Source organism: Streptomyces sp. NPDC033178 (assembly GCF_055577685.1).
The window spans coordinates 163,896-188,583 of sequence record NZ_JBVIPT010000001.1; the positions used below are offsets into that span (position 1 = coordinate 163,896).

The window sequence follows — 24,688 nt, forward strand, 5'->3', positions numbered from 1 at the left end:
AAGTCCCTCGTGGCTACGGGTGATCCGGCGCACCGGTCACCCTGTGGCGGTCGCGGATGAGCGCGATCACGGTGTCGGCGGTGCGGTCGAGGTGGCTGCGGCCATCGGGCAGTTGAGCCGTCGGGCTCACGTAGCTGCACGGCCCGACGTGGGTGGCCGGGTCGAGCCGGTGCACGGTGATCTTCCCTGCGCGGTCGGCCCGGTTCCATGCACTCCCCCGGAACAGCGGCCAGCGCTGAGGGAACATCCACGTACCGACTCGCTCGATCCGGTCGCTCGCACTGGTCAGCCGGTGCAGGTGCTCGGCACGGGTGAGGTCGTTGGCGCCGTTGTGGAACCCACCGAGCGTGATCAGCAGGAGCGGGGAGCGCAGCCGGCTGTACAGTTCGTCGACCGCGCCGCCGGCGACCTGGGCACCGCCGCTGTAGCTGAGCAGCACCACGGGGATACCGCTGTCGGGCCGGTAGCCGGCGAGCCGGAGCTGCGTGGAGATCTGGGAGCCGACGGCCCGGTTGTAGAGGGGTCGGTATCGCTGGTCGGCGGCGACGAAGATCTGCATGACGTTGTGCAGGAACAGCAGCAGCCCGATGCGGCGGCGCAGCCACTTCCACACCGGTCGCTCGTCGAGCGGGGCGGCCAGTGGCGAATAGGGCTGCACCTGGCCCAGTACCCGCAGCTCCGGAGCTCTGGCGATCAACGCCTTGACCAGCTGGCCGCCGTCCCGGCTGTCGCGGACGCGGCGTTTGCCGATGCCGTCCAGGTAGACCAGATAGGCGTCCGGGGGGCTGTCGGGCGCCGCGCCCCGGGCGTAGGGCACACCCTCCGGGAGCTTGGTGACGGGGGTCCGCCAGCCGGAGCCGTAGGCCAGCACCTCGTAGCGGGCGAGCAGGGCTTCGGCGATGAGAACCGGCCCGATCGCGAAGGCCCAGAGCAGGTACGCGTTCATATGACCGGCCCCCGTGCCTCGGCAGCGCTGATCCTCACGACGAGACGCCGAACGGCCTCCACGGCGATACCGAGCCCGGCCCCGGCGACGGCCACACATCCGGCGGCGCCCCACCAGCCCAGGTCGGTCACCGCGGCGAGTGGACCGGCCAGACCGGCTCCGACCGCCACGAAGAGCAGCAAGTGGAGGAAAGGCCCGAGCAAGGGGAACGCGAGGACGGCGGCGAGCACCAGCGGGGCGACCAGATCGGGTGTCCAGGCCAGACCGTCGCCCTCCGGTGCGGAGGACAGCACCAGTTCGGCCAGGGTCCACGCGGTCAGTGGCCACAACGCGAACACAGCGCCCTCGACAAGGCCGCCGGCACAGAGCAGTCCGGCCACCCGCGTCCGCGACATGCCGGGGCGGCCCACTGCCACAGGCAGGATGCGCCCGGCGGCTTCCGACACTCCGGCGAGCAGCAACAGGATCACGAGTGCCATGATTCAGCCTCGCCGGGACGGACCCACGGGAGCCGACCGGCCTGCCACGCCGTTCGTGTGCAGATACCGCTCGCATTCGTCGGCGGCACGCCGGTATCCGCCCGCCTCGTGCTGAGCACCCTGCAGGGTGGCCGCGGCCGCCCGGAACCGGGGTTCGTGGAGCAGGCGCCCCCCGAGGGCACGTACGGAGTCCTCGGTCACGTCCTGGGTGCGGATCGACAGGCCGGCGCCGAGCTCCGCGACACGACGGGCCACCATCGGCTGGTCGGCGCCCTGTGGGACCACCAGCATCGGAACGCCTGCGTACATGGCCTCGTTGACGCTGTTCATGCCGCCGTGGGTGACGAACAGCGACGCGCGGGCCAGTACCTCCGGTTGTGGGACGAAGCGGCGGGCGAGCACGTTGGGCGGCAGCGGACCCAGCGCGGCGGGGTCGGTCTGTCCGGTGGAGACGACGACAGTGCCGCCCAGCGGGGCGAGCGCCGTGGCGAAACCGCGCAGCAGCCGCGGGTCGGCGTTGAAGACCGTGCCGAGCGAGGCGTAGAGCACCGGATCCCGCAGCTGATCGGCCGGGAACGACGGGTCGGCCGGACGGGCGCCGATGCTCGCGCCCACGAACCGGTAGGACCGGTCGAACTCCTCGACGGCAGGCTGGAACACCCGCGAGGTGTAGACCAAGTTGAGTGGTTGGCGGATGTTCCCCAGGTCGAGGAGGGGCAGCCCACTCGTGTCGAAGCGGCGCAGCCCCCGGCGCGCCCGCAGATAGCCCTTGAGGCTGTCCCGCCGAGTCGCCGCCTCGGCCAGCAGGTGCCATGAACCGCGGGTAGGGCTGGGCACGTGCCGGTTGAAGGCGAACGTGGTGAACGACGACGCCGCGGGCACTTCGAGTTCGCGGGCGGCGACCGCGCCCCACAGACAGGCGCTGTCGTGAACGATCAGATCGGGCTGTATCCGGCGCAGGTCGGTGAGCACCGGAGGCAGCAGGCGGACGGCTGTGCTCGCGAGCCCCTCCATCAACGTGACCGGCATCGGCGGATCAGGAAGCGGCTGGTCACCCCCGGGGTAGAGACACACCGTCGCGCCGACGGCCTCGATCTCCTCACGGAAGGCGGGCGAGGTGTGGTACGTGACGGAGTGGCCGCGGCGAACGAGTTCGGCCGCCACCGGCAGCGTCGGGTTGACGTGCCCGTGCATGGCGATGTTCAGGAACGCGATGGTGCTCACAGGGCCACCCCCGATACAGAGGAAGTCGAGTTCGAGGAAGTCGATGCTGTCGAGTCTGAGGAAGTCGATGCTTCGGCCGGGCCGTCCGACGTCGCCGGAGGGCCGTCGGCCCGATACAGGCCCGGCCCGCTGACGTGCAGGCCGTCGAGAAAACGTCCCGCCGTGCGGGAAGCGGTGCTGATGAGCCGCTTGGAGTGGCCGAAGTCCCAGGGGGCGGGCCATTCCTCGATGCCGGTCGGCAGCACGACGGTCGGGATGTGCTGGGCCACCTCGTGCAGATCACGCTCGATCTGATGGTGCATCAACAGCAGCCCGGCCCTCGCGGCGATGGCGCCGGCCCTCCGCCGCGGGACGGTCGGGCTCAACGGTGAGCACTCCGGTCCGGTCGACAGCACCACCACGCTGGCGGCCCCGGCCTGCAGTGCTGCCAGCACCGGGACGTAGGCGATCACGCCTCCGTCGACCAGCGTCCTGCCCTCCCGGTCCACCGGGGGCAGCATGCCGGGAACGGCCGCGCTGGCCAGCAGCGCGGACTCGAGGTCTCCGTGGTCGAGCAGCGCCGGAGCGCCGGTGGCCAGGTCCATCGCCACCGCGGTGAACGGGACCGCCAATTGCTCGATCCGAGACGGCAGCCCGGCCCCGGCGATCAGTCGGCGCAGGCCGCGGTCGGTGAAGAGACTGGCCCGTGAGGACAGGTAGCCGAGCGGATACACCTCGCGGCGACTCAACCGGGTCCACACATGGTCGAGCCAGGGCGCGGCCGTGTCGGGGTGGGCGGCAGCGATGGCGCCGTTGAGAGCGCCCACCGAAGTGCCGATGATCATGTCCGGGACGAACCCGCGCTGCTCCAGAGCGGCCCCGACTCCGACGTGCGCCGCTCCGAGCACGCCACCGGCACCCACCACCACGGCCACGGGACGGGGAAGGGCGTGCAGGCCAGGCGAGGCGGGCTCCTCGGGCAGTCGGCTCGACGGCAGGAGATGCGTCCCCTGCTCTGCCGTCAGGGTTCGACACTTCTCACGGCCACGACCACTCGTCGAGTCACCCCGGCCGAAGCCCGAGGGAGCCCATGAGACCGGCCTCCGACCACAAGCAATCATCAAGATCAACTCTCTTAGCGCTGAACCGAATCGTTTTTGGTTCCTCACTCATGTCAGGGCGGCAGCCCTATGTGTGACGCCATCTGCCGCATTTTTCTTGTGAGTACGTCATTGATGCGTGCGGCAACGAATGGCATCCGCCGGACGCGGCGTGCATGACGCCCGGCAGGATCCACGGTTCCGGCTTCCCGATTGCGGGGCATCGAGGTCGAGCAGGTCGCCGCCGTCTCTGCGGCACCCTCGAACCCGATCGACATGCCGCAGAAGAGGATGAGTTCGTCCGGGGGTGACAGAACCTCCGCGACGGCTCGGTGATACTTCGCCCACGCCACCTGCGTACTGCCGTGCAGCCCTTCGGCGCGGAGCAGCAGCATGACGGCCTGCAGAAACATGCCGACGTCGCACCACTGGGCCGGACCCAAGTCGCGGTCGACATAGCAGAACAGGACTACGGGAGCCCCGAGGGAAGACCGACGCTCGCGGTACGGGGACTTCGGCGCGGCCACTTGCTGCTCGCAGCCCGGCCCACCCCAGGAGTCCCCCGCCGCATCACATTCACCGACCAGCTTCTCCAACTCGGCCAGCGGCCGTCCGGTCAGCACGTAGACACGCCGCGGCTGGAGGTCCGGCGCGCACGATGCCCGGGCGGCAGCGGACAGCACCCGCTCCAGCACCTCTCGCGGGACATGCCGATCAGTGAATCCGGACACCGCCCGTCGGCTCACAACCGCTTCATACATGCCCAAGACCGCCACCCAATCCGCTCGGCGCTCCCGCCTGGCCACCTTCAAGATAGTATCACTCGCTACCATCTCGTACGCGACTACATCTGCGCGGACCCCAGCCTCTGCCCCGCCCCGGGGCGGTCTCGTGGAGGAAGGCCACCGCTCGCTCGGTGATTGCGAGGACGCTGCCCTCAGCGCCGGGCCCGCTGCGACAGTCGCGTAAGCGGGCGTATTTCCGGAACCGACCTTCACGGCGTGGAGGCCGAAGGAGGCGCACGTCACGTTCCATGGCTGTCACGGATCACCGGGTGAGCCCGGTCAGTACGGCGTAAGCGCCCTATCACTGAGGAGATCCCGTCATGGAATCGCGTGTCGACTACTTCGGAAACGCTCTTGCCGGCAAGGTCATGAGGCACCTCAACTCGGCCAACAAGGTCGTGGCCGAGTCGACGCTGCCGGTCGCGACACAGGAGCTCGTGAAGATCCGCGCAAGCCAGATCAACGGCTGCGGATTCTGCACCGACATGCACATCAAGGACGCCGTCGCCGCCGGCGAGACCCAGCAGCGTCTGAACCTGGTGGCGGTCTGGCGGGAGGCCAAGGTCTTCACCGACGCCGAGCGCGCGGCCCTGGAGATCGCCGAACAGGGCACCCGCATCGCCGACGCCGCGGGCGGGGTCCCGGACGATGCCTGGGCGCGTGCCGCGAAGTACTTCGACGAGGACCAGCTCGCCGCGCTGATCTCGCTTCTCGCGATCATCAACGCCTACAACCGCATCAACGTCATCAACCAGCAGCCTGCCGGGGACTACGAGCCCGGCATGTTCGGCTGAGGCGATCCGGCCTGCCTCGCCGGACACACCGTCCCTCTCCTCGTCGCTGTGGCCCACGACGGGGAGACGGGCTCCGAGTCGATCGCGACGGCGTTGGGGCAGCTGGCCCGCGCCGGTGCATCGGATCGGCCTGCTCTCACCTCGCAATAGGGAGCAAAATGCCAGGTCAGAAACGGTGTGTGTGGCTTCGATGCCCAGAAGCGTGCGGTCCGTGGCGGTTGTAACATTGTCCTGGCCGAAAGGGGCCGCCATGCACGCCGAGGATGACGCCGACTCGCTCGAGAGAGCGACGCAGGAGTTCATCGCGGCGCGTCCGCAGCTGTTCGGTGTCGCGTACCGCATGCTCGGCAGTTCCACGGAGGCCGAGGACATCGTCCAGGAGGCCTGGCTGCGGTGGCAGAACACCGACCGTCGGGAAATCGTCGAGCCGAAGGCCTTCCTGACGACAGTCACCGCCCGGCTCGCGATCAACCTGGCGCAGTCGGCCCGGATGCGGCGGGAGTCGTACGTGGGCCCGTGGCTCCCCGAGCCGGTCGACACCAGCCTGGACCCGAACATGGGTGCGGAGCGCGCCGAGGCGGTCGAGATGGCGGTTCTTCTCGTCCTCGAGAAACTGAATCCCGTGGAGCGGGCCGCCTACGTCCTGCGCAAGGCCTTCGACTACCCCTACCCGCAGATCGCGGAGATCGTGGACACCAGCGAGGCCAACGCCCGCCAGTTGGTGAGCCGGGCGCGCAAGCACCTGGCCGCCGAACGGCGGGCACCGGTCGACCGCGCGGAGCACCAGCGCCTCTTGAAGGTGTTCCTCACGGCGGCGCAGACGGGTGATCTGGCCACGCTGGAGCACGTCCTCTCCGAGGACGTCGTCAGCTACGCAGACGGGGGCGGCATCCGGGGTGCGTCGAAGATTCCGGTCGTGGGGCGTCAGCATGTTTCCCGGTACCTCCAGGCGTTCGCCCCGCGTTTCTGGCCCGGGTCGGAGATCAGCTGGGTCGAGGCCAACGACCGGCCTGCGGTCCTGGTCTCCTCCGGCGGCAACCCGGTCGCACTGCTGTGCGTCGACGCTTCACCCCGCGGCCTCGAACGCATCATGTGGGTGATGAATCCGGCGAAGCTGGCACCCTACGTGGCGTCACTGGCCGCGTGACCCTCGTCCGAGAGCAGTGGACCGAGGTGGCGCGGTGGGAGTGGGCAGGCCGCGCGGACAGGGCAGAAACGCCTGATCAGGTGCGGGAGTCATGGGCCGGTGTCACAAACGACGGGATCAAGTGGTCGTACTGAGTGACGAACCAAGTGATCGGAGCGGAACGTGGCTATCACCGAGCAACGCCTGTCCACCATGGTGTTGGTGATCGGAACGGGCGGCGCGGGACTGCGGGCGGCGATCGAGCTGGCCGAGGCAGGCATGGACGTACTCGCCGTCGGCAAGCGTCCCAAGGAGGACGCCCACACTGCCCTGGCGGCGGGCGGCATCAATGCGGCCCTGGCCACCATGGACCCCGAGGACAGCTGGCAGCAGCACGCCGCGGACACGCTCAGGGAGAGCTACCTCCTCGCCGATCCCCGCACCGTCGAGATCGTCACCCAGGGCGCCGCCCTCGGCATCGACGACCTGGAGCGCTACGGCATGGCCTTCGCCCGGGAAGAGGACGGCCGCATCTCCCAGCGCTTCTTCGGCGCGCACAAGTTCCGCCGCACCGCCTTCGCCGGCGACTACACCGGTCTGGAGATCCAGCGCACGCTGGTCAGGCGCGCGAGCCAGTTGCAGGTCCGCATGCTCGACAGCGTCTACATCACCCGGCTTCTGGTGCACGACGGTGCGGTGTTCGGCGCCTACGGCTTCGATCTCAACGACGGGACGCGCTACCTGATCCACGCCGACGCCGTCATTCTCGCGGCGGGCGGCCACACTCGTATCTGGCGGCGTACGTCCTCGCGGCGCGACGAGAACACCGGAGACTCGTTCCGGCTGGCGGTGGAGGCAGGAGCCCGGCTGCGCGACGCCGAGCTGGTGCAGTTCCACCCCTCGGGAATCATCGAGCCCGAGAACGCGGCCGGCACGCTGGTCAGCGAGGCTGCCCGCGGTGAGGGCGGCATCCTGCGCAACGCGCTCGGTGAGCGGTTCATGTCCCGATACGACCCCGAGCGCATGGAACTGTCCACGCGTGACCGCGTCGCCCTCGCCTCCTACACGGAGATCAGGGAAGGCCGCGGCACAGCCAAGGGCGGTGTGTGGCTCGACGTGTCCCACCTGCCCCGGCAGACGATCATGAGCCGTCTGCCGAGGGTCTACCAGACGCTTCTGGACCTGCAGATGCTGGACATCACCCGCGATCCGATCGAGATCGCGCCGACCGCCCACTACTCGATGGGCGGGGTGTGGGTCAGTCCCGACGACCACAGCACCGACGTACGCGGCCTGTACGCCATCGGCGAGGCATCCAGTGGCCTGCACGGCGCCAATCGCCTCGGTGGCAACAGCCTCATCGAGCTGCTGGTCTTCGGCCGCATCGCAGGACAGGCCGCAGCTGCCTACTCCAAGGGGCTGACGGCACAGCCGCGGTCGGCGGTCGCGGAGGCCGAGGCCCGGTTCGAGATCGACGGTCTGCTCGCCGCGGACGGCCCCGAGAACGTCCGTGCCCTGCAGCGCGCCATCCGCAACACCATGACCGAGCACGCCGGTGTCGTCCGCGACGAGGAAGGGCTGCGCGCCGGTCTGGCGGAGCTGGCCGGGATCGACGCGCGCATGGAGAACGTCGGGGTCCACCCGGACATCGCCGGCTTCCAGGATCTCGCGCACGCCTTCGACCTCAAGTCCGCGGCCCTCGCCGCCCGAGCCACGCTCGAAGCGGCGATCGAGCGCCGGGAGACCCGGGGCTGCCACAACCGCAGCGACTACCCGGACATGGATCCCGCACTGCAGGTCAACCTCGTCTGGTCCCCGAAGACTGGAATCACGCGCGAGAGCATCGCACCCGTCCCGGACGAGATCGCAGCCGTGATGGAAGAGGTGTCCACCGAAGGAAAACTCGTGGAGTGACCGACGATCGAGACGGTCGCCTGTTCTGTGCGGTGCCGTGCCGTGCCGTGCGAGTGGAGGACACCGTATGAACGATGCAGGTGATTCGGTGTCGATCCCCGATCTGCTCGACGAACGGCGGCATCTCCTGAACGTCGCGCACCGGATGCTGGACAGCAGCTGTGAGGCGGAGGATGTCATCACCGAGGCCTACCGGCGGAGGTACGAGCTGTCCAGCACGGCGCGGACGAGGATCACGACCCCTCGGGCCTGGCTCGTGGCGGTCGTGAGCAGTATCTGCTCGACCCGCCCTAGCGTGCGCGAACAGCACCGGGCCCCTGCGGTCGGGGAGAACGGTGGTGAGGCGGACATCGCGGAACGGACAGAACCGGAGTATGCCGAACCCTCCGACCGCGCACTGTGCAGTCTCCGGGCCCTGCGCTCTCGTCCCACCACGCCTCAGCGGCATGACGCCGTGGTCCGTACCGTCCGGCGGGCTTGCGCCACCGAGGACGCGCCGCTTCTGGCCTCTCTGCTGGCACCCGACGTGATGGCGTTCTTCGACGGCGGCGGCAGGGTCCGCGCGCCGACCGGACCCGTCCACGGCAACCTGCGGGTCGCCCGCAGCCTGCTGACCCTGGTCGCCCGGCGCCCGCGCATCACCTTGCACACCCACCCGGTCAACGGCCGCACCGGAATCGTTGTGCACTACGACCACCAGGTCGCCGCCGTTATCAGCCTCGACATCGCCGGTCACCATGCCGTACAGGTCTGGGTCACCCTCAACCCGGACAAGCTCCGCCCCTGGAACGTGTCACGGAGCGGGAGGGGCAGTCGCGCCGGTTGGGCACGCCCTCAGGCACCTGGACCTCCCTTGTGACGGCTGCCGACGTAACCCGTAGGACGTCGTCCTGGGTGCCTTCGAGGTGTCGGGCGTCGAGGCGTCGGAGCGGGCGTGGTCGGTGGCCCATGCGGAGAGCACTGTCAGGGCCTCGTCCGACGGTGATCCGGGGTCGGCGAGGAACGTGAACAGGGTCTGGTCGGGGTCGCCGGGGAAGGTCAGGGCCTCGGTGCGGAGGGTGAGACGGCCGGCGATCGGATGATGGAGGGTCTTGGTGCCGTGGCTGGGCTCGACGACCTTCTGTCCGGCCCACCAGCGCAGGAAGCGGTCGCTCTTCATGGACAGCTCTACTTTCTGCACGGTACGGGGTGTGCGGCGCCGGCTCGTGGCCGGGCGGCGCGCCACCGCGTGCAGATAGCTGCGTTCCGCCGGATCGAGCTGCAGAGCGTCAGCGAGGGCGTCCAGTACGGTTTCCGAGGGTGTGATGGGCCTGCCCTGCTCCAGGCGCGTGTAGTAGTCCACGCTGACGCCCGCCAGCGCAGCCAGTTCCTCCCTGCGCAGGCCGGGGACCCTGCGCGGGGCCGCGTCGCGGATACCGAACTGCTGCGGGTCCAGTGCCGCGCGCCGGGCGCGCAGGAAATCGCCGAGTCCCTCGTTGCGCTCCATGACCCCATGGTCGCCGGTGCCGGCCCGCCGTGTCCCGGTGAAGGTGGCCCTGCGGATCCCAGGATGAAGCGGGCCAATCCATGGCCCACGTACGCCTGTGCCGGCAGTTGGCTGGAGAGCGGGACACCACACCGGTGTTCCCGTCCCGTCCACCGGGCCGTACGTCTGACGCGCGGCCCACCAGAGAAAGTCTCCGCCATGCCTTCCACCTGGCTCATCACCGGCGCGACCTCCGGCTTCGGCCATCTCGCGGCCGAACGCGCACTCGCAGGCGGCGCCCACGTGATCGCCGTCGGCCGACGCGGCGACCGGCTCGCCGAACTCGCCGACGGCGCCCCGCAAGGTCAGGTCACCCCGGTCGCCCTCGACATCACCGCACCCGACGCACAGGACGTCCTGGCCGAAGCCGTACGCTCCGCAGGGAGCCTGGACGTCCTGGTGAACAACGCCGGCTACGGACTGTTCGGCTCCGTCGAGCAGATCGACGCGGACACGGCACGCTCGATCTTCGACACCAACGTGCTGGCCAACCTCACCGTCCTGCGCGCCGCACTCCCCGCCCTGCGGGCCGCCCGAGGCCGGATCCTGCAGACCTCCTCGCTCATCGGCCAGTTCGCCTGGCCCTCCTCCGGCCTGTACTCGGCGTCCAAGGGCGCCGTGGAACTGATCAGCGAGGCCCTTGCCCACGAGCTGGCCCCCACCGGTGTCAAGGTCACCATCATCGAACCGGGCACGTACGCCACCGAGTTCTCCACCAGCCTCCATGTCGTCGCCCCGAACGACGTCTACCTGCCGACCGTCGGACAGTTCCTCACCGACTTCTCCGCGCTGCCGCCCGAGGCGTTCGGCGACCTCGACTCCGTCGCGGACGCCATCATGGCGGTGACGGAACTGGACGAGCCGCCCCTGCGCCTGGCCGTCGGCGCGGACGCCGTCGAACACATCCGGGCCTCGCTCCGCTCCCGGCTGGCCGAGCTCGACCGCTGGGAGTCCTTCCCGCGCGTGCCGGTGGGCGAACGGGTCTGACCGTCCCGTACCACCGACGCACGAACCGGGCCCCTGTTCCTACGGGCCCGGTGACGTGCTGATGTGCACGGTCGACGCCGGCTGGAGCCGAGCAGGACGGGCGAGGCCGGGCAGGGCCGTCTGCGCGGCGTCAGCGCGGGCTGATCGCCGCTTCGGCTGCGGCCTTGATCCGGGAGCCGAAACCGTCGGCGTCCTTGCGGGCGGCGACCAGCGCCAGGCCGACAAGGAGTTTGCCCAGCCCGTGGCCCTCCAGGATGTTGAAGATACGGACCCGGGTCCTGCCGTCCGCCAGCGACTCCAGGTCGTAGCCGCCTTCGCGTGCCGTCACGCTGTTCTTCGTCACCTCGGCCCACCGGATCGTCACCGGGGCTTCGAGGGTGGTGATGCGGAACTCCCTGGCGGTTTTCATCCCGGCGTCCTTGACGGTGCTCCGGAAGACTGTGCCCACGGCCGTGGGGGTGTCGGGGATCCGTTCGATCTTGAGCACCCGGGGGCTGAACTGCGGGTCGTTGCGACCGTCGGCGAGATAGGCGAACACCTCTTCGACGGGTCGATCGACCTCGACCGTCGCTTCGAACTGTCCTGACATCGGCACTCCTGATCGGTCGAGCCGCTCCGCGCCGACGCGTCCCCTTCGGCCGATGTCCGCCGGACCGCCATGCCTTGTGGGAACTGCCTCGCGCACACGCGAAGGAACACGAGGACCGCGCCGTACCGCCAGTCCTGTCGTGGCGGCACCGCGACCCTACGGGACCACCGGGCATCTCGCGCGGTCAGCGACACAACCACGAGCAGGAAGGAGCATGCCCCGCCTCGACTTGAGGGGGGTGGGCAACCGAGGGATCCCTCAGCGGTCCTGCGAGAGGGCGAGGAGTTCGGCGAAGGTACCGCCCGCGTGGACGAGGTCCTCGTACACACCCTGTTCCGTGATGCGGCCCTGCTCCATGACCACGATGTGGTCGGCGGTCCTGGTGTTCTCGAGTCGGTGCGTGACGACGATCGTGATGCGGTCGGGGGCGATGGCCCTGATCCTTTCGAAGATCCCGTGCTCACCCCTCGGGTCCATCTGGGAGGTCGGCTCGTCCAGGATCAGAAGCTGGGGGCGGCGGTACAGGGCCCTGGAGCAGGCCAGGCGCTGCCACTGGCCGCCGGACAGTTCGGCTCCGCCGAAGACCTCACGGGCGAGGAGTGTGTCGAGGGCGGCGGGGAGGTCTTCGACGGCCTCGCGCATGCCGACCGCGTCGACGGCTTCCCACACCGGCCCGTCGTCCAGGCTTCGGGGCTGGCCCAATGTCACGTTCTCCCGGACCCGCAACGGCCACTGGGCGAAGATCTGCGGCACCAGCCCGATGCAGTTCCAGACAGTGGCCGGGTCGACATCGGCGAGGTCCTTGCCGTTCCAGGTGACGTGTCCCTTGTCCGCCAGGTAGATACCGGTGATCAGACGTGTCAGCGTGCTCTTGCCGGAGCCGTTCACCCCGACGATGGCGAGGATCTCTCCCCGGCGCAGTGTCAGGGTTACGTCGTCGACGGCCGGCTTGTCCTTCCCGGGGTACGTGTAAGTGACCTCGTCCAGCCGGATCTCGTCCACCGGCGCACCGACTGTCAGTTCACCGCGTTGGGGCGCCCGTTCGCCTGCGTCGTCGAGGAACGCCTGCATGTCGCTCAGGTAGAGGCTCGTGTGGAACACCGCAGCGCCGTTGATGACGACCTGGGACAGTGCGGCCAGGGTCGTTTGGACCGCGAGGACCGCCGTCGCTGCGATGGCGAGCGCGATCCGTCCGGTCACGGCCAGCCAGGCGAGGACCGCCCAGGTGGCGAGGAGAAGACCGCCACCGGCGAGAGATGACAGCAGCGCGATCCGCAGCGTCCGTGGTGCGGCGGCCACGGTGCGTTTGTCGACTCGCTCGGACAGCGCCCGGTTCCAGTACAGGAGGTAGTCCGTCATGCCGTTCGCGCGGACCTCGTCACCGTACTTGGGGGTCGTGGACCACCACCGCATCATGCTGCGGACATTGCGGTCGGCGACGTTGGCGTAGTGGATCTCGTAGTCGACGCGGGCGGTGAGCACCGCTCCGACGCCGGCGGGGAGCACGGCCAGGAGGAGCAAGGGCAGCATCAAGGGATTCAGCACGGAAAGGACGCCGCTGGCCGTGACCATCTTGACGAGCGCCGACATGAAGCGCTGTGCGTCCGTGACCATGACGTGCGTGCGGATCACCCCCATCTCGGCGGCCTCCTGCCGGTCCGCGAAGCCGTCGACGGCGTACGCCGCTGCCTCGACCCGGCACACGGCCTCGACGAGGGCGGTGTCGGTCGCGGTCGTCAGCCTGGGGGTGATGCGCCGCTCGGCGTACGTGGCCACGGCCCCCGACCCGCGGGCCAGCGCACTCGCGCCCGCCACGACGAGGAGGGCCGGCAGGGCTGCGTACAGGCGGTCGGCGACGGCACCGTCGCCGAGGATGGGGCTCATTGCCCTGGCCGTCGCGGTCAGCTGCACGGCGGCGGCCACACCGGTGATCAACTGGCAGGCCAGGAGCAGGAACACGGCTCGGCGATCGATGGCCCAGGACATCGTGGTGATGCGGCGCATGACGGAGGGGAGCTGCGCGCAGAGCTTGCGGAAGGTCACTTCGCCGAGCGGGTTCACGGAGTACTGCCCCGAGTAGGTGATCTCGGCGGGCGGCGGTGGGGGTACGGAGTGCGCGTCGTTGGTAGCGGCTGAGGTCAACTGGACTTCTCCTGCACGGTCGTTGGGAACGAGGTGGAGCTACCGGGCTCAACGACGTCGACCGTGAATCGAACACACGTGTTTTGGACGAAGCGGATTCCTTACAGGAGCGCGGAGGGCCAACGTGCCGGATGCATCCACCCTTGACGCGCACGGGTCGCTTCGAGCAGCCCGATGGCCGAAACGCCGATGCGGATACGTGTGTTGCGGGTGAGGTTTCGTTGGGGATCAGCCCCCCCATTCGGACAGCTCTGGGCAGTCCGAGCTCCGGACTCTCTCAGCCGGCGTGAAGGATCCGGAAGCGATCGGGTTCCGCCGGATCTCGATCGACGACCTGGATCGGTGTCCCGGCCCATTGCCACACGCTGATGCCCGGCATGCGGGAGAACCGGATCTGCCCGCGGGTGCCTTCGACTGCGACGCGCGGCCAGGATTCGGCAGTGCGCGCCATGTCCGCACCGTTGGAACGCAGCACATCGGCGAGAACGGCGACCGTGTCGTAGCCCTCGAAGGCGACGAAGGAGGGGGCTTCGGTCAGCTCCTCACGGAGAACCTTCTCCACTCGTACACCGAGTGGGGTGAGGCGCTCGGGCAGGTAGCGCAGGAACGGGATCGCGGCGCTGTCGTCGCCCAGCAACGTCGCCCATTCGGCGAACTCCGGTTGCCCGGCCGGAGCACCGATCATGATCTCGGCGAGCCGCTGGTCGCGGCGGACGGACTTGACGATCGACACTGCCGGCTCCGGGTGGCCGACCAGAAGAAGGAGGGCTGTCGCGCGATTCTCGACGAGTTCGTCGCACACGGCCGTGGCGTCGAGCGCGCTCATGTCGAGTTCGGCGACGGTGCTGCCGCGTGGAGCGAGGTAGTCCCGCAGGATGCGGGTCCCGGATGCCCAGTAGACGCTCGGCTGGGTTGCTACGGCGATTCGACCGTGGCCCGCGGCGAGGAGGAAGTCCGCGTAGACCTGCCAGCCGCGGGACTGCGGCGGGGAGAGGCGCGCGACCCATTCCGTCGGCTGTTCGGTGAGCGCGTCGAGAACCGCTGAGGAGCAGAGGAACGGCAGGCCGAGGGTGTCGGCCCTGGTGGCAGCGGCACGGGCGACGACGCTGTGGTACTCCCCCGCCAGGGCAGCCACGCCCAGGCCGGCCAATTCGTCCACGGCCGCCGCGGCCCTCTGCGGATCAGCCGCGGTGTCTCGGACCACCAGGTCGAGCGGCCTTCCGGCGATCCCCCCAGTGTCATTGACTTCCCGAACTGCCAACTCGAGCCCGGCGAGCAGGTGTTGGCCCGCCTCGATCCAGCCAGGCCGGGTCAGCGGAACGAGAGCGCCGATCCGGACGGACGACCCGGCGGTCCGCTCCGCTCCAGGCTGCGATGGTGGCGTGGTCATGTGTTGGCGTCTCCTGTGTGGCGATCGGCTTGTGGGTGGCTCTGATCGCGGAGTGAATGTCCCGGTCGGTCGGCAGAGGACACTGGGATGAGAGACAAGGGCAGTCACCTCGGCAAGCCAAGATCATCCGAACGTGCAGCTTACCCACGCACCAGTCCTCGATCCAGGGCCTGTTCCGAGAGATCGCGGTCACGTAGGCGACCGGTGGTCCGGCGCGACTCCTCGGCGCGGATGCCCGGATGGTTCATTGGGCGCACGGCCTCTTGGGACAGCCTTCAGCCGAGCTGCTCGGCCAGGCCGACGAGGATGCCCTCGGGGCCGCGGACGTGACAGAGCAGATAGCTGTCCTCGAACCGCTGCACCTCGCCGACGAGTTCGGCACTATGCGCTTGCAGGCGGGCAAGGACGTCCTCGATGTCCTCGGTGTGACGTGGCCACGGTGGCCGCAACTGCTGAGCTGGTCAGTGCCCGGACGGTGCCAGGTGTGCGCGCTCTCCCTGCGGGCCGAACAGGGCGAGCAGTTCCGCGGGCCGGCTGTCGGCGCTGCCGATCCAGTGCGGTGTGCGGGTGTCGAACTCCGCTGCCTCTCCGACGCCGAGCCGGAGCTCCTGCTCGCCGAGCACGAACCTGACGTGTCCGTTGAGGACGTAGAACCACTCATATCCCTCGTGGGTCTGCAGGTTCATGGTGGGTGCCTGGCCGGCGGGCGGATAGATCACCTTGTACGCCTGGATGCCACCGGCCCGCCGGGTCAGTGGCACCATGACCAGCCCGGATCGTCGCACTGGTCGCAGGTGGACGCGCGGGTCGCCGGTGGGCGGCGCGGCGACGAGATCGTCGAGCGGGACGCCGTGCGCCCGGGCCAGGGGAAGCAACTGCTCCAGCGTGGGGCGGAGCTTGCCGTTCTCTAGGCGGGACAGGGTGCTCGCCGTGAGGCCGGTTTCGTCTGCCAGCGCCGCCAGCGTGGCGCTCCGCGCCTGGCGCAGGGCACGCAGTCGCGGCCCTACTCCCGCCAAGACGTCTCCTGTGGGGTCGTCCATGTTGTCCATGTCCCGATGATGCGGATCCGCAATTTTCCTTGCAAGGGCGAAACTGCGGTGGCGATGCTGTCCGCACATCACCGACGTCCGATGTGCGTATCGGATCACGCTCGGCACGTCGGCCGACGAAGGGGCACCTCAGATGGATTCCACCCGACGCCGAAGGCCCACCGCCGACGCCGCGGGCGACCAGGGCGCGGCGGACGAGGACGCGGTGCTGTTCTGGGAGCGCCACTACCGCACCCAGCGTGCCTGGGGAGCAGGTGTCAACCCACTGCTCGCCGAGACCGCCACGCCGCTGCGCCCCGGAGCGGCCCTGGATCTGGGCTGCGGCGCCGGCGGCGACGCCATCTGGCTCGCCCAGCGTGGCTGGCACGTCACCGCCGTGGACATCTCCACCACTGCCCTGGAACGGGTGCGGGAACATGCCCGCGATCTCGGCGTCGCGGACCGGGTTCTCACCGCACAGCACGATCTGGCCGGCAGCTTCCCGGCCGGGCAGTTCGATCTCGTCTCCGCCCAGTACTTCCACACCCCGCTCCCCCTGCTCCGCGGCCGAGTTCTGCGCACCGCCGCACGGGCCTTGCGACCCGGCGGTCTCCTGCTGGTCGTCGACCACGGCTCCACCGCGCCCTGGTCATGGAATCAGGACCCCGACATCCACTACCCCACACCCACCGAGACCGCCGCCGAGCTCGATCTCGACCCCGCGCGCTGGTCCGTCCTTCGCGCCGACATGCCTCGCCGCCGGGCCAGCGGACCTACTGGTGAGACGGCCGCAGTCATCGACAACGTCCTGCTCGTCCAGCGCGCCGCCTGATGACCGCCCGAACCACACGACATCACGTCGGAACGGAGTGACTCGATGTCAGGAAATGACACGCAGCGATCCCGATCCCGGTCTCGGGCCAAAGACACCGGGCCTCCGCTGACCGGCGCCGACGAAAAGGCCACTCTGCAGGGCTTCCTCGACTATCTGCGGAACGCTGTCGCGGACAAGGTTGCGGGCGTGCCGGAACCACAGGTCCGAACGGGCGGAGTGCCCTCGGGTACCAACCTTCTGGGGCTGGTCAGGCACCTGGCGTTCGTCGAACGGTTCTACTTCCTCGGTGAGGATGTCGGCGACTGGCGTGCGACCATGCGGCCGTCCGCGGAGGACACCGTGGACAGTGTGCTCGCCGACTACCGTAAGACCGTCGAGCGAGCGAACCAGGTCATCGACGCCTGCCCGGATCTGGCCCTTCCCGCCCCGCGGCCCCCGCGCCGAGGACAGGCACCGTCGATGCGATGGGTCCTGGTGCACATGATTGAAGAGACCGGCCGGCACGCCGGCCATGCCGACCTCCTCCGCGAGCAGATCGACGGATCCACCGGCCGCTGACCAGTCGGCCACCGACCCGCTCGGACACTCCGAGACTGGTCTACGAGGACCCGGCTGACCACCACGGAGCCGGCCACTACCGAGGACCCACGTCCGGCACGTCCTGACCGCCTTGGCCTGCCACCCGGATGGCTTGGAGCAGCGCCTTGGTGGCCGGTGGGTCGGGTGGATCGCCGTAGGTGACGGTGTGGATCTGGCGGGGGAAGTCGGGGATCTCGGTGGTGTGGACGTCGGGCAGACGGTGGGCGCGGAGTGCGAGTCCGGGCAGGGTGGTGACACCGATACCGGCGGCGACGAGGGCCTGCACGACGACCATGTCGTCGCAGACGGACTCGATGCGTGGGGCGAATCCGTGTTGCCGGCAGACCGCGGTCAGCTCGCCCTGGCACCGTTCGCAGCCACCGATCCAGGCGGAGTGGCGATGGTTCGCGATGCTGTCGTCGGGGCTCTGGCTCACCAAGTAGATCGGGTCGTCGGCCACATGGACCATGCGGAAACCTTCGTCCTCCAGCGGAGCGTGCGCGTACCGGAAGACGAGTGCGACGTCGATCTCGCCGTGCCGCAACATCTGTAGCGCTTCGACCGGATGACGGTCGATCACGCTCAGTGTGAGGCCCGGGTGCGCCTCGGTGAGCATCGCGGCCGCCTTCGGCACGATCGTGCTCAGTACGGACGCGTTGGCGGCGAGGCGCACCCGCCCCGTCCGCAGACCGACCTGCGCGGACAGCTCGTTGGCCGCCGCGTCGACCCGTCCCACGATCTCGGTGGCCCGGTTGGCCAGCAGCTCGCCCTCAGGGGTCAGTCGGATCCCACGGCCCACGCGCTGGACGAGCTTGACCCCGGTGGCCGCTTCCAGGCGGGACAGGTGATGGCTCACCGACGGCTGCGAGTAGTGCAGCTCCCTCGCAGCCTCGGTCACGGACCCGTGTCGCGCCACCGCGGCCAGCACCTTGAGATGGACCAGGTTCAGCACATATCAAGGATATCAATGTGTTCTTCGACGGACTGGCATTGGACGTCATCTGTGCATCGGTCCATGCTCGTTGGTGAGGGCGCCGATGGCGGTGCCGAGCCGACTGAGGAGGCACGATGAGCAATCTCAGGTGTCATATCTCGATCTCGCTGGACGGTTTCGTCGCCGGCCCGAACCAGAGCGAGGAGAACCCGCTCGGCGAGGGTGGCGAGGGACTCCACGACTGGGTGGTTCCGCTGGCCGCCTTCCGCCAACCCCACGGCGAGCAGGGCGGAGAGGTGAACGCGAGCACACCGGTGTTCGAGGAGTCGCTCAAGAACATCGGCGCCGCGGTGATGGGCAGGAACATGTTGGGCCCCATCGGCGGCGGTGCCTGGCGCGACGAGCAGTGGACCGGCTGGTGGGGTGACAACCCGCCCTACCACTATCCCGTGTTCGTCGTGACCCATCACCCGCGCAAACCGGTGGAGATGGAGGGCGGGACCACGTTCCACTTCGTCACCGACCCCACACCCCACACCCTGCTGGACCAGGTCGTCGCCCGGCGCGCCGCGCCGAAGGCACCGCGCAGAGGAGAGCACCATGCAGCTTGACCGCCTGAAGACCTTCATCGACGACGTGGGACTCGTAGTGCGCAGCACCGACGACGAGCACGAGATCACGGCGCGGGTCGCCGAGCGGCTGTCCGCTCTGCTGGCCGACGGTTACCGGCTTCCGCCGGAGGTGACGCGGTCATCGTCCGCGCGCCACCTGACGTATCCGCTGTACATCGCTCCCGACGAAAGCTGGTCGCTGGCGTCCGTGGTCTGGGACGTGGGCCAGCGGACCAAGGTGCACTCGCACGAGACATGGGGCGTCGCCGGCATCTACGCGGGAGTCGAGCACGAGATCCGGTACCTCAAGCCGACGGCGTCCACCGCGAGCGGGCCACTGACACCGGCCGGTGAAACGCGGTGGGCTCCGGGGCAGGTGACCGTCTGCTGCACCACCGACGATGATGTCCACGCCGTCACAGCGGTCGGCAGCGAACCCACCATTGGCATCCACGTCTACGGCGGCAACATCGGCACGATCAGGCGACGGTCGTACGACCCCGCCACCGGCGAAGCCGACTGGTTCGTCTCCGGCTGGGACAGCGCCGAGGACGTGTCCCGAGCGAGGGCATCGAGCTGAAAACGGGCTACAGGTCGAGCACCGCCCGGAGCGCGTCGTCGACCAGGGCCTGCTGCGCGGGGCCGATGTTGCCGAGGCAGGTGCCTGTCTCGAAGCGGAGCGCGGAGAGCTGGAGCAGATTGACGGCCACGACCGAGGCGTCGACCGGAGTCGCCAGGCGCACACTCATCGCCGTATCCGGATGAGCCGCGGGGGCGTGCAGCACCAGGGCGACCACGGCGCCGTACCGGTCGGCAAGCCCGTCGAGGCTGGCGATCAGCACGGTCCGGTTGCCCTTGCCGGTGTCGACGTCCCACACGTCGCCCTTGCGGATCGTCACAGAGCGTCGCCCTCGCCGTCGAGGTCGAGGCGCTCCAGGGTGGCGAGCCGGCCGGCGGCATCGAGGGTCATCTGACGGCGCACGGCCTTGACGATGTACTCGTTGAGCGAAGCAGCGCCGGCTGCGGCATCGCGCAACGGCTTGTCCATGGAGTCCGGAATCCGAACGGTGATGGCAGTCATGCCACCAAATCTAGTGCCACGACTGCCATCACCGCACCCCTCCTCCCCATGCTGGTCTCCGGACGGCCCGACCGGGGTCGGCCGGTTCGTCCAAGGCCAGGCGTCGTGCCGAAGCCCCGTACGTGCATACTCAGGCTTTGCGCGCGCACCGGCGTTCGCGAGAAGCAGGAGGTGGGCGATGGTGTCGGCATCGGGTGCGGAGTCCCGGAAGGTCACGATCAACGACGTCGCCAAGTCCGCGGGGGTGTCCAGGCAGACCGTGTCGCGGGCACTCAACGACAAGGACGAGATCGACAGCGACACCAAACAGCGCGTGCTGGACGCCGCTCGGGCGCTCGGTTACCGGCCGAGCCGGTTCGCCCGGGGCCTGGTCCGCCAGGACACCATGACCATCGGGCTGGTCATCCCCGATCTGCTCAACCCGTACTTCACCGAGGTCGCGGCCTCCGCCCTGGAGGCCGCCCGGACCCATGGCTGGCATGTCGTCGTGTACGACACCGCCGACCGGGCGGAAGAGGAGCTCGGCACGCTCCAGGTGATCAGTTCGCAGGTCGATGCGGTCATCGGCTACTTCAGCTGCTCCGACAGCGAACTCGAGGCGTTCACCCGCGGCATGCCGGTGGTGCTCATCGGCCGTGAGGGCAAGTCAACGCGGTTCAGTTCCATCCGGATCGACGGCCGGGAGGGGGTCCACGCCGCGGTCGCGCACCTGGTCGCGAAGGGGCACACCCGGATCGGCATGGTCGACCACCAGGCCCGGGCCGAGCCGAGCATCCGGCACGCGTGGTTCACGGCGGCCGCGGCGGCGCACGGGATCGACGCGGGCATGGTGGTCGGTGCGGACCAGACGGCCGACGGCGGCGGCGCGGCGCTCAGGGAGCTGCTCACCGCTCATCCCGATGTGACCGCGGTCTTCACGTTCAACGACATCATCGCGATCGGCGCCCTGCGGGAAGCCCGCCGGCTGGGCAGGAGTGTGCCGCAGGATCTGGCGGTCATCGGCTTCGACGGTCTCCAGCTCGGAGCACTCATGGAACCCCCGCTCACCAGCGTCGCCCTCGACACGCGGCAGCTCGGCGTGCTCGCCATCGAGCAGGTCGCACGGCTGCTGTCGGACCCGCGCACGCTCGCGGTCGAGGACCTGGTCGTGCATGCCGAGCTGCGGCCGAGCGGGTCCGCGTAACCCGCCGGAAACCCATCCGCCTCGAATGTCTTGACATTGAACCGCGCCGAAGCGCAGACTTCCGAGCACTTCGCATCGCATCTCGCGAAGTACCTCTGAGAATCCCCGTGAGCGCTCCCGTGAGCGTTCACGGGACCGCTCACAAGCATTCATAACCAATGTTTTCGCCCCTCGCCACGGCGCTCGGCGCCTGAACCGACACCGTTGCGTCCTGTCCCTTCCACCCAGAGGGCGTTCCGCCCGAGGGATCAGCATCGAGCCGCCTAGCACCGTCGCTAGCCGTTGTCTGGAACGGAAAATATGAGCAACACAGTCACGCGCATCCGCCTCGCCGTCGTCACCGCGGCAGCCGGCGTCCTCGTACTCGCCGGATGCTCGTCGTCCGACTCGTCGGACAAGTCATCCGCAGCATCGTGTGAGCCCTCGAAGGGCAAGGTCACCCTCCAGTACTGGAACACCGTCAACGGCATGGACAAGGTCGTCGACCTGTGGAACAAGGACCATCCCAACATCCAGGTCGAGTCGAAGAACATCTCCAACGACCAGTACGGCGCGATCGGCAACGCCCTGAAGGCCGGCAAGGCCCCGGACCTCGCCCAGGTCGGCTACGACCAGTTGCCCACCCTTCGCTCCCAGGACGCCTTCGTGGACGCCTCGGCCTGCAAGACGGCCGCCGGCACCGAGTCGAAGTTCGTTCCGTGGACCTGGTCGCAGGCCAGCTTCGGCGGTGAAGGGGTGTATGCCCTTCCGCAGGACACGGGCCCGATGGCCATGTACGTACGCACCGACATCTTCAAGAAGTACGACGTCCCGATTCCGACGACCTGGGACGAGTACACCACCGCCGCTCAGAAGCTGCACAAGGCGGACCCGAAGCTCACCATGACGTTCTTCGACCCGAACAACGCCGAATGGTTCAACGGGCTCCTCTGGCAGAACAACGCGAACATGTACAGCTACTCCGACGACAAGTGGCACGTCACCGTGGAGTCGGACAAGAGCAAGCAGGTCGCCGAGTACTGGCAGAAGCTGATCGACGACAAGCTCGTGCGTACCGACCTCGCCAACGGGTCGACGCAGATGTTCGCCGCCTACCAGAACGACCAGATGGCCACCCAGCTCGGGGCGGCCTGGGGCTACACGGGAATGCGTGACAACCTGCCCGACCAGGCCGGCAAGTGGTCGATCGTCCCGATGCCGACCTGGGGTGCGGGCGGCAACTCCGGTGACTGGGGCGGCTCGACCGTCGCGTTCATGAAGGGCGGCAAGCACCTCTACGAGGCGGCCGAGTTCAACACGTGGCTCAACACCGACCCCGATGCGCTCGCGCTGGCGAACGAGGTGGGCGGCCTGTACCCGGCGTCCACCGACGGGCTGAAGCTCCCGGCGCTGACCAAGGGTGTGCCGTACTACAACAACGAGAAGATCTTCGACGTCTTCGCCGAGTCGTCCAAGAAGGTCGACACCGACTTCAGCTGGGGCCCCACCCAGAAGACGGTGAACCTGGCACTGCAGGACGCGATGGCCAAGGCGGTGGCCGGTGACGGCAAGCTGACCGGCGCCCTCGCGGCTGCCCAGGCCTCCGCGCTGAAGTCGATGGACGACCTGGCGATCCCGGCCACGGCGGGCAAGTGACCGCGGAATGACCGACATCGCCACCCGCCCCACCGACGCGGTGTCACCACCGCCCCGGGGCCGCCGCCGTCCGCGTCTGGACGGCGGCGGCCCCCGGGCCGGCACCATCGTCGCGTTCCTGACGCCCTTCTTCCTGCCGTTCGTCCTCTTCTACCTGGTGCCCATCGGCTACGCGCTCTGGCAGAGCTTCCGCGTGGTACGCCGCTCCGGCGGGCAGTACGGCACCTCGTACACGACGTTCGGCGGCTTCGAGCAGTACGTCGAGGTGTTCCAGAACGACGAGTTCTGGGCCAGCATCGGCCGCATCGGCCTGTTCGGCATCGTGCAGGTGCCCGTGATGCTGTTCACCGCGCTGGTCATGGCACTGCTCCTCGACACCCACCTGCTGAAGTTCAAGGGGTTCTTCCGCACGGCCGCGTTCATGCCGTACGCGGTGCCCGGCGTCATCGCCGCGATCATGTGGTCGTATCTCTACTCGCCGCAACTCAGCCCGGTCGTCGACCTGTTGAACGGCATCGGTCTGAAGCCGGACTTCCTCGGCCCCGGTGCCGTGCTGTGGTCGGCGGCGAACGTCTCGACCTGGCTGTGGACCGGCTACAACATGCTGATCATGTTCTCGGCGCTGCAGTCCATCCCGCAGGAACTCTACGAGGCCGCGAGGATCGACGGGGCGAGCAACTGGGTCATCGCCTGGCGCATCAAGGTCCCGATCATCGCCCCGTCCATCGTCATGACCACGGTGTTCTCGATCATCGGCACACTCCAGCTCTACTCGGAGCCGGCCGTGCTGCGCCAGATCTCCTCGAACATCTCCAGCACGTTCACCCCGAACATGCTGGCGTACACCGTGGCCGTCGGGAACAACTACCAGCAGGCCGCCGCCATTTCGGTGGTCATCGCTGTCATCACGTTCGTCTTGAGCTTCGGGTTCATGCGACTGACCTCCAAGCGGGCGGGACTGTGAGCAATCGACCCCCTTCGCAGGAAAGCCGCGTGAGCCGTACGGCCGTCATGGCCCTGATGCTCGTGCTGGCGATCTACTTCATGCTGCCGCTGTATTTCCTGATCGTGGCCGCGACCAAACCGCAGGGCGATCTCGCCTCCACCAGCGGCCTGACGTTCTCGAACTTCCAGCTGTTCGACAACCTGCACACCCTGTTCACCTTCAACGACGGCATCTTCGCCCGATGGATCCTCAACACGGTCGTCTACGCGGTGCTGGGCGCGGCCGTGGGCACTCTGATCTCGGCGCTGTGCGGCTACGCGCTCGCCAAGTTCCGCTTCCGCGGCCGGGAGTTCCTGTTCTCGGTGATTCTCGGCGGTGTGCTGGTCCCCAGCACCGCGCTGGCGCTGCCACTGTTCCTGCTGTTCTCCGAGGTCGGACTCGTCAACACCTACTTCGCGGTCTTCCTGCCCAGCATCGTCAGCCCGTTCGGCGTCTATCTCGCGAGGATCTTCGCGAACGCCGCCGTGCCGCAGGAACTCATCGAGTCCGCGCGCCTCGACGGGGCCGGCGAGTTCCGCACGTTCTTCTCGGTGTCGTTCAAGCTGATGTCGCCGGCGCTGGTGACCATCTTCCTGTTCCAGTTCGTCGGCATCTGGAACAACTTCTTCCTCCCGATGGTGATGCTCCAGAAGGAAGAGCTCTTCCCGATCACGCTCGGCCTCTTCACCTGGAACGGGCAGACCGCCCGCACCCCGCTCCTCCAGGAGTCCGTGATCATGGGCTCACTGGTGTCGATCGTGCCCGTGATCATCCTGTTCATCGTCCTCCAGCGGTTCTGGCGCACCGGACTCGCCGCCGGCTCCCTCAAGTGACCGC

Annotated in this window: 26 protein-coding genes and 1 pseudogene; 13 read left to right on the forward strand and 14 right to left on the reverse strand. The window is 68.6% G+C overall.

The features are described 5' to 3' along the window. Positions 1-13: 13 nt before the first annotated feature. The 5 genes from ACZ5VQ_RS00800 to ACZ5VQ_RS00820 form a co-directional block, all read right to left on the reverse strand. Positions 14-946 carry a hypothetical protein gene (locus tag ACZ5VQ_RS00800; RefSeq protein ID WP_469103020.1) on the reverse strand — a complete coding sequence of 311 codons (933 nt, stop codon included), beginning with the start codon at positions 944-946 and terminating at the stop codon, positions 14-16. Continuing rightward, positions 943-1,425 carry a hypothetical protein gene (locus ACZ5VQ_RS00805; RefSeq protein WP_362070003.1) on the reverse strand — a complete coding sequence of 161 codons (483 nt, stop codon included), beginning with the start codon at positions 1,423-1,425 and terminating at the stop codon, positions 943-945. The genes ACZ5VQ_RS00800 and ACZ5VQ_RS00805 overlap by 4 nt, the downstream gene beginning before the upstream one ends. A 3-nt stretch (positions 1,426-1,428) precedes the next feature. Further along, on the reverse strand, positions 1,429-2,649 hold the full coding sequence (locus tag ACZ5VQ_RS00810; RefSeq protein WP_469103021.1) for a macrolide family glycosyltransferase: 1,221 nt from the start codon (positions 2,647-2,649) through the stop codon (positions 1,429-1,431). Further along, entirely contained in the window at positions 2,646-3,554 is a 909-nt protein-coding gene (locus ACZ5VQ_RS00815) for a patatin-like phospholipase family protein (RefSeq protein ID WP_469103022.1), read from the reverse strand. Before ACZ5VQ_RS00815 ends, ACZ5VQ_RS00810 begins: the two co-directional genes overlap by 4 nt. A 248-nt stretch (positions 3,555-3,802) precedes the next feature. Then, on the reverse strand, positions 3,803-4,534 hold the full coding sequence (locus tag ACZ5VQ_RS00820; RefSeq protein ID WP_469103023.1) for a nitroreductase: 732 nt from the start codon (positions 4,532-4,534) through the stop codon (positions 3,803-3,805). Between the two features lie 299 nt (positions 4,535-4,833). On the opposite strand from ACZ5VQ_RS00820, the gene ACZ5VQ_RS00825 reads away from it, so the two are divergent. From ACZ5VQ_RS00825 to ACZ5VQ_RS00840, 4 genes are all read left to right on the forward strand, one after another. Beyond that, the gene (locus ACZ5VQ_RS00825) at positions 4,834-5,307 is read left to right on the forward strand and encodes a carboxymuconolactone decarboxylase family protein (protein WP_469103024.1); all 474 of its coding nucleotides are present in this window, start codon (positions 4,834-4,836) and stop codon (positions 5,305-5,307) included. A 250-nt stretch (positions 5,308-5,557) separates the two neighbouring features. Next, positions 5,558-6,454, forward strand: coding sequence for an RNA polymerase sigma-70 factor (locus ACZ5VQ_RS00830; protein ID WP_469103025.1), 897 nt, complete (start codon positions 5,558-5,560; stop codon positions 6,452-6,454). A 192-nt stretch (positions 6,455-6,646) separates the two neighbouring features. Next, on the forward strand, positions 6,647-8,347 hold the full coding sequence (locus ACZ5VQ_RS00835; protein WP_469103550.1) for an L-aspartate oxidase: 1,701 nt from the start codon (positions 6,647-6,649) through the stop codon (positions 8,345-8,347). 67 nt (positions 8,348-8,414) lie between these two features. After that, positions 8,415-9,206, forward strand: a complete 792-nt coding sequence (locus tag ACZ5VQ_RS00840; RefSeq protein ID WP_469103026.1) for a sigma-70 family RNA polymerase sigma factor family protein — start codon at positions 8,415-8,417, stop codon at positions 9,204-9,206. Here the strand turns inward: ACZ5VQ_RS00840 and ACZ5VQ_RS00845 are convergent. After that, positions 9,141-9,833 (reverse strand): helix-turn-helix transcriptional regulator, encoded by a 693-nt coding sequence (locus ACZ5VQ_RS00845; protein WP_469103027.1) that lies wholly within the window; start codon positions 9,831-9,833, stop codon positions 9,141-9,143. The genes ACZ5VQ_RS00840 and ACZ5VQ_RS00845 overlap by 66 nt on opposite strands. A 198-nt stretch (positions 9,834-10,031) precedes the next feature. Here ACZ5VQ_RS00845 and ACZ5VQ_RS00850 point away from each other — a divergent pair, with 198 nt between their 5' ends. Continuing rightward, the gene (locus ACZ5VQ_RS00850; protein WP_469103028.1) at positions 10,032-10,859 is read left to right on the forward strand and encodes an SDR family NAD(P)-dependent oxidoreductase; all 828 of its coding nucleotides are present in this window, start codon (positions 10,032-10,034) and stop codon (positions 10,857-10,859) included. 130 nt (positions 10,860-10,989) lie between these two features. Here the strand turns inward: ACZ5VQ_RS00850 and ACZ5VQ_RS00855 are convergent, their stop codons facing one another. From ACZ5VQ_RS00855 to ACZ5VQ_RS00875, 5 genes and pseudogenes are all read right to left on the reverse strand, one after another. After that, a complete protein-coding gene (locus ACZ5VQ_RS00855; RefSeq protein ID WP_469103029.1) occupies positions 10,990-11,448 on the reverse strand; it encodes an SRPBCC family protein in 459 nt (152 codons plus the stop codon). A 258-nt stretch (positions 11,449-11,706) separates the two neighbouring features. After that, positions 11,707-13,590 carry an ATP-binding cassette domain-containing protein gene (locus ACZ5VQ_RS00860; protein ID WP_469103030.1) on the reverse strand — a complete coding sequence of 628 codons (1,884 nt, stop codon included), beginning with the start codon at positions 13,588-13,590 and terminating at the stop codon, positions 11,707-11,709. A gap of 277 nt (positions 13,591-13,867) precedes the next feature. After that, positions 13,868-14,980: an ABC transporter substrate-binding protein gene (locus tag ACZ5VQ_RS00865; protein WP_469103031.1), complete on the reverse strand. Its 1,113-nt coding sequence runs from the start codon at positions 14,978-14,980 to the stop codon at positions 13,868-13,870. A gap of 275 nt (positions 14,981-15,255) precedes the next feature. Further along, positions 15,256-15,402 (reverse strand): annotated as a pseudogene (locus ACZ5VQ_RS00870) (VOC family protein); the annotation flags it as partial. A gap of 39 nt (positions 15,403-15,441) precedes the next feature. Then, positions 15,442-16,029 carry a helix-turn-helix domain-containing protein gene (locus ACZ5VQ_RS00875; RefSeq protein WP_469103032.1) on the reverse strand — a complete coding sequence of 196 codons (588 nt, stop codon included), beginning with the start codon at positions 16,027-16,029 and terminating at the stop codon, positions 15,442-15,444. Between the two features lie 133 nt (positions 16,030-16,162). Between ACZ5VQ_RS00875 and ACZ5VQ_RS00880 the strand changes: the two genes are divergently transcribed. Together ACZ5VQ_RS00880 and ACZ5VQ_RS00885 are read left to right on the forward strand one after the other, a co-directional pair. Beyond that, complete coding sequence (locus ACZ5VQ_RS00880) at positions 16,163-16,840, forward strand: class I SAM-dependent methyltransferase (RefSeq protein WP_469103033.1); 678 nt, start codon at positions 16,163-16,165, stop codon at positions 16,838-16,840. Positions 16,841-16,885: 45 nt separating this feature from the next. Then, positions 16,886-17,401, forward strand: a complete 516-nt coding sequence (locus tag ACZ5VQ_RS00885; RefSeq protein WP_469103034.1) for a DinB family protein — start codon at positions 16,886-16,888, stop codon at positions 17,399-17,401. Positions 17,402-17,477: 76 nt separating this feature from the next. On the opposite strand, the gene ACZ5VQ_RS00890 is transcribed toward ACZ5VQ_RS00885, so the two are convergent. Beyond that, entirely contained in the window at positions 17,478-18,374 is an 897-nt protein-coding gene (locus ACZ5VQ_RS00890) for a LysR family transcriptional regulator (protein WP_469103035.1), read from the reverse strand. A 116-nt stretch (positions 18,375-18,490) separates the two neighbouring features. Here ACZ5VQ_RS00890 and ACZ5VQ_RS00895 point away from each other — a divergent pair, with 116 nt between their 5' ends. After that, positions 18,491-18,967 carry a hypothetical protein gene (locus tag ACZ5VQ_RS00895; RefSeq protein WP_469103036.1) on the forward strand — a complete coding sequence of 159 codons (477 nt, stop codon included), beginning with the start codon at positions 18,491-18,493 and terminating at the stop codon, positions 18,965-18,967. After that, entirely contained in the window at positions 18,957-19,547 is a 591-nt protein-coding gene (locus ACZ5VQ_RS00900) for a cysteine dioxygenase family protein (RefSeq protein WP_469103037.1), read from the forward strand. Before ACZ5VQ_RS00895 ends, ACZ5VQ_RS00900 begins: the two co-directional genes overlap by 11 nt. Positions 19,548-19,554: 7 nt before the next feature. Here the strand turns inward: ACZ5VQ_RS00900 and ACZ5VQ_RS00905 are convergent, their stop codons facing one another. Together ACZ5VQ_RS00905 and ACZ5VQ_RS00910 are read right to left on the reverse strand one after the other, a co-directional pair. Further along, positions 19,555-19,866 (reverse strand): hypothetical protein, encoded by a 312-nt coding sequence (locus tag ACZ5VQ_RS00905; protein ID WP_362070056.1) that lies wholly within the window; start codon positions 19,864-19,866, stop codon positions 19,555-19,557. Next, complete coding sequence (locus ACZ5VQ_RS00910) at positions 19,863-20,048, reverse strand: hypothetical protein (protein ID WP_200393643.1); 186 nt, start codon at positions 20,046-20,048, stop codon at positions 19,863-19,865. The genes ACZ5VQ_RS00905 and ACZ5VQ_RS00910 overlap by 4 nt, the downstream gene beginning before the upstream one ends. Before the next feature lie 178 nt (positions 20,049-20,226). On the opposite strand from ACZ5VQ_RS00910, the gene ACZ5VQ_RS00915 reads away from it, so the two are divergent. From ACZ5VQ_RS00915 to ACZ5VQ_RS00930, 4 genes are all read left to right on the forward strand, one after another. Next, positions 20,227-21,231, forward strand: a complete 1,005-nt coding sequence (locus tag ACZ5VQ_RS00915) for a LacI family DNA-binding transcriptional regulator (RefSeq protein WP_362070061.1) — start codon at positions 20,227-20,229, stop codon at positions 21,229-21,231. A 300-nt stretch (positions 21,232-21,531) separates the two neighbouring features. Continuing rightward, a complete protein-coding gene (locus ACZ5VQ_RS00920) occupies positions 21,532-22,866 on the forward strand; it encodes an ABC transporter substrate-binding protein (protein ID WP_469103038.1) in 1,335 nt (444 codons plus the stop codon). 7 nt (positions 22,867-22,873) lie between these two features. Further along, positions 22,874-23,830 carry a carbohydrate ABC transporter permease gene (locus tag ACZ5VQ_RS00925; RefSeq protein ID WP_469103039.1) on the forward strand — a complete coding sequence of 319 codons (957 nt, stop codon included), beginning with the start codon at positions 22,874-22,876 and terminating at the stop codon, positions 23,828-23,830. A 47-nt stretch (positions 23,831-23,877) separates the two neighbouring features. Beyond that, entirely contained in the window at positions 23,878-24,684 is an 807-nt protein-coding gene (locus ACZ5VQ_RS00930; RefSeq protein WP_107102414.1) for a carbohydrate ABC transporter permease, read from the forward strand. Positions 24,685-24,688 lie beyond the last annotated feature (4 nt).

What these genes read in the sequence shown, in the direction of transcription:
- ACZ5VQ_RS00840 (WP_469103026.1), top strand. Translation starts at nt 8,415, where the DNA reads ATGAACGATGCAGGTGATTCGGTGTCGATCCCCGATCTGCTCGACGAA.
- ACZ5VQ_RS00830 (WP_469103025.1), top strand. Translation starts at nt 5,558, where the DNA reads ATGCACGCCGAGGATGACGCCGACTCGCTCGAGAGAGCGACGCAGGAG.
- ACZ5VQ_RS00825 (WP_469103024.1), top strand. Translation starts at nt 4,834, where the DNA reads ATGGAATCGCGTGTCGACTACTTCGGAAACGCTCTTGCCGGCAAGGTC.
- ACZ5VQ_RS00915 (WP_362070061.1), top strand. Translation starts at nt 20,227, where the DNA reads ATGGTGTCGGCATCGGGTGCGGAGTCCCGGAAGGTCACGATCAACGAC.
- ACZ5VQ_RS00930 (WP_107102414.1), top strand. Translation starts at nt 23,878, where the DNA reads ATGGCCCTGATGCTCGTGCTGGCGATCTACTTCATGCTGCCGCTGTAT.
- ACZ5VQ_RS00910 (WP_200393643.1), bottom strand. Translation starts at nt 20,048, where the DNA reads ATGACTGCCATCACCGTTCGGATTCCGGACTCCATGGACAAGCCGTTG.
- ACZ5VQ_RS00835 (WP_469103550.1), top strand. Translation starts at nt 6,647, where the DNA reads ATGGTGTTGGTGATCGGAACGGGCGGCGCGGGACTGCGGGCGGCGATC.
- ACZ5VQ_RS00875 (WP_469103032.1), bottom strand. Translation starts at nt 16,029, where the DNA reads ATGGACAACATGGACGACCCCACAGGAGACGTCTTGGCGGGAGTAGGG.
- ACZ5VQ_RS00895 (WP_469103036.1), top strand. Translation starts at nt 18,491, where the DNA reads ATGAGCAATCTCAGGTGTCATATCTCGATCTCGCTGGACGGTTTCGTC.
- ACZ5VQ_RS00865 (WP_469103031.1), bottom strand. Translation starts at nt 14,980, where the DNA reads ATGACCACGCCACCATCGCAGCCTGGAGCGGAGCGGACCGCCGGGTCG.
- ACZ5VQ_RS00805 (WP_362070003.1), bottom strand. Translation starts at nt 1,425, where the DNA reads ATGGCACTCGTGATCCTGTTGCTGCTCGCCGGAGTGTCGGAAGCCGCC.
- ACZ5VQ_RS00880 (WP_469103033.1), top strand. Translation starts at nt 16,163, where the DNA reads ATGGATTCCACCCGACGCCGAAGGCCCACCGCCGACGCCGCGGGCGAC.
- ACZ5VQ_RS00885 (WP_469103034.1), top strand. Translation starts at nt 16,886, where the DNA reads ATGTCAGGAAATGACACGCAGCGATCCCGATCCCGGTCTCGGGCCAAA.
- ACZ5VQ_RS00920 (WP_469103038.1), top strand. Translation starts at nt 21,532, where the DNA reads ATGAGCAACACAGTCACGCGCATCCGCCTCGCCGTCGTCACCGCGGCA.
- ACZ5VQ_RS00900 (WP_469103037.1), top strand. Translation starts at nt 18,957, where the DNA reads ATGCAGCTTGACCGCCTGAAGACCTTCATCGACGACGTGGGACTCGTA.
- ACZ5VQ_RS00845 (WP_469103027.1), bottom strand. Translation starts at nt 9,833, where the DNA reads ATGGAGCGCAACGAGGGACTCGGCGATTTCCTGCGCGCCCGGCGCGCG.
- ACZ5VQ_RS00800 (WP_469103020.1), bottom strand. Translation starts at nt 946, where the DNA reads ATGAACGCGTACCTGCTCTGGGCCTTCGCGATCGGGCCGGTTCTCATC.
- ACZ5VQ_RS00925 (WP_469103039.1), top strand. Translation starts at nt 22,874, where the DNA reads ATGACCGACATCGCCACCCGCCCCACCGACGCGGTGTCACCACCGCCC.
- ACZ5VQ_RS00855 (WP_469103029.1), bottom strand. Translation starts at nt 11,448, where the DNA reads ATGTCAGGACAGTTCGAAGCGACGGTCGAGGTCGATCGACCCGTCGAA.
- ACZ5VQ_RS00850 (WP_469103028.1), top strand. Translation starts at nt 10,032, where the DNA reads ATGCCTTCCACCTGGCTCATCACCGGCGCGACCTCCGGCTTCGGCCAT.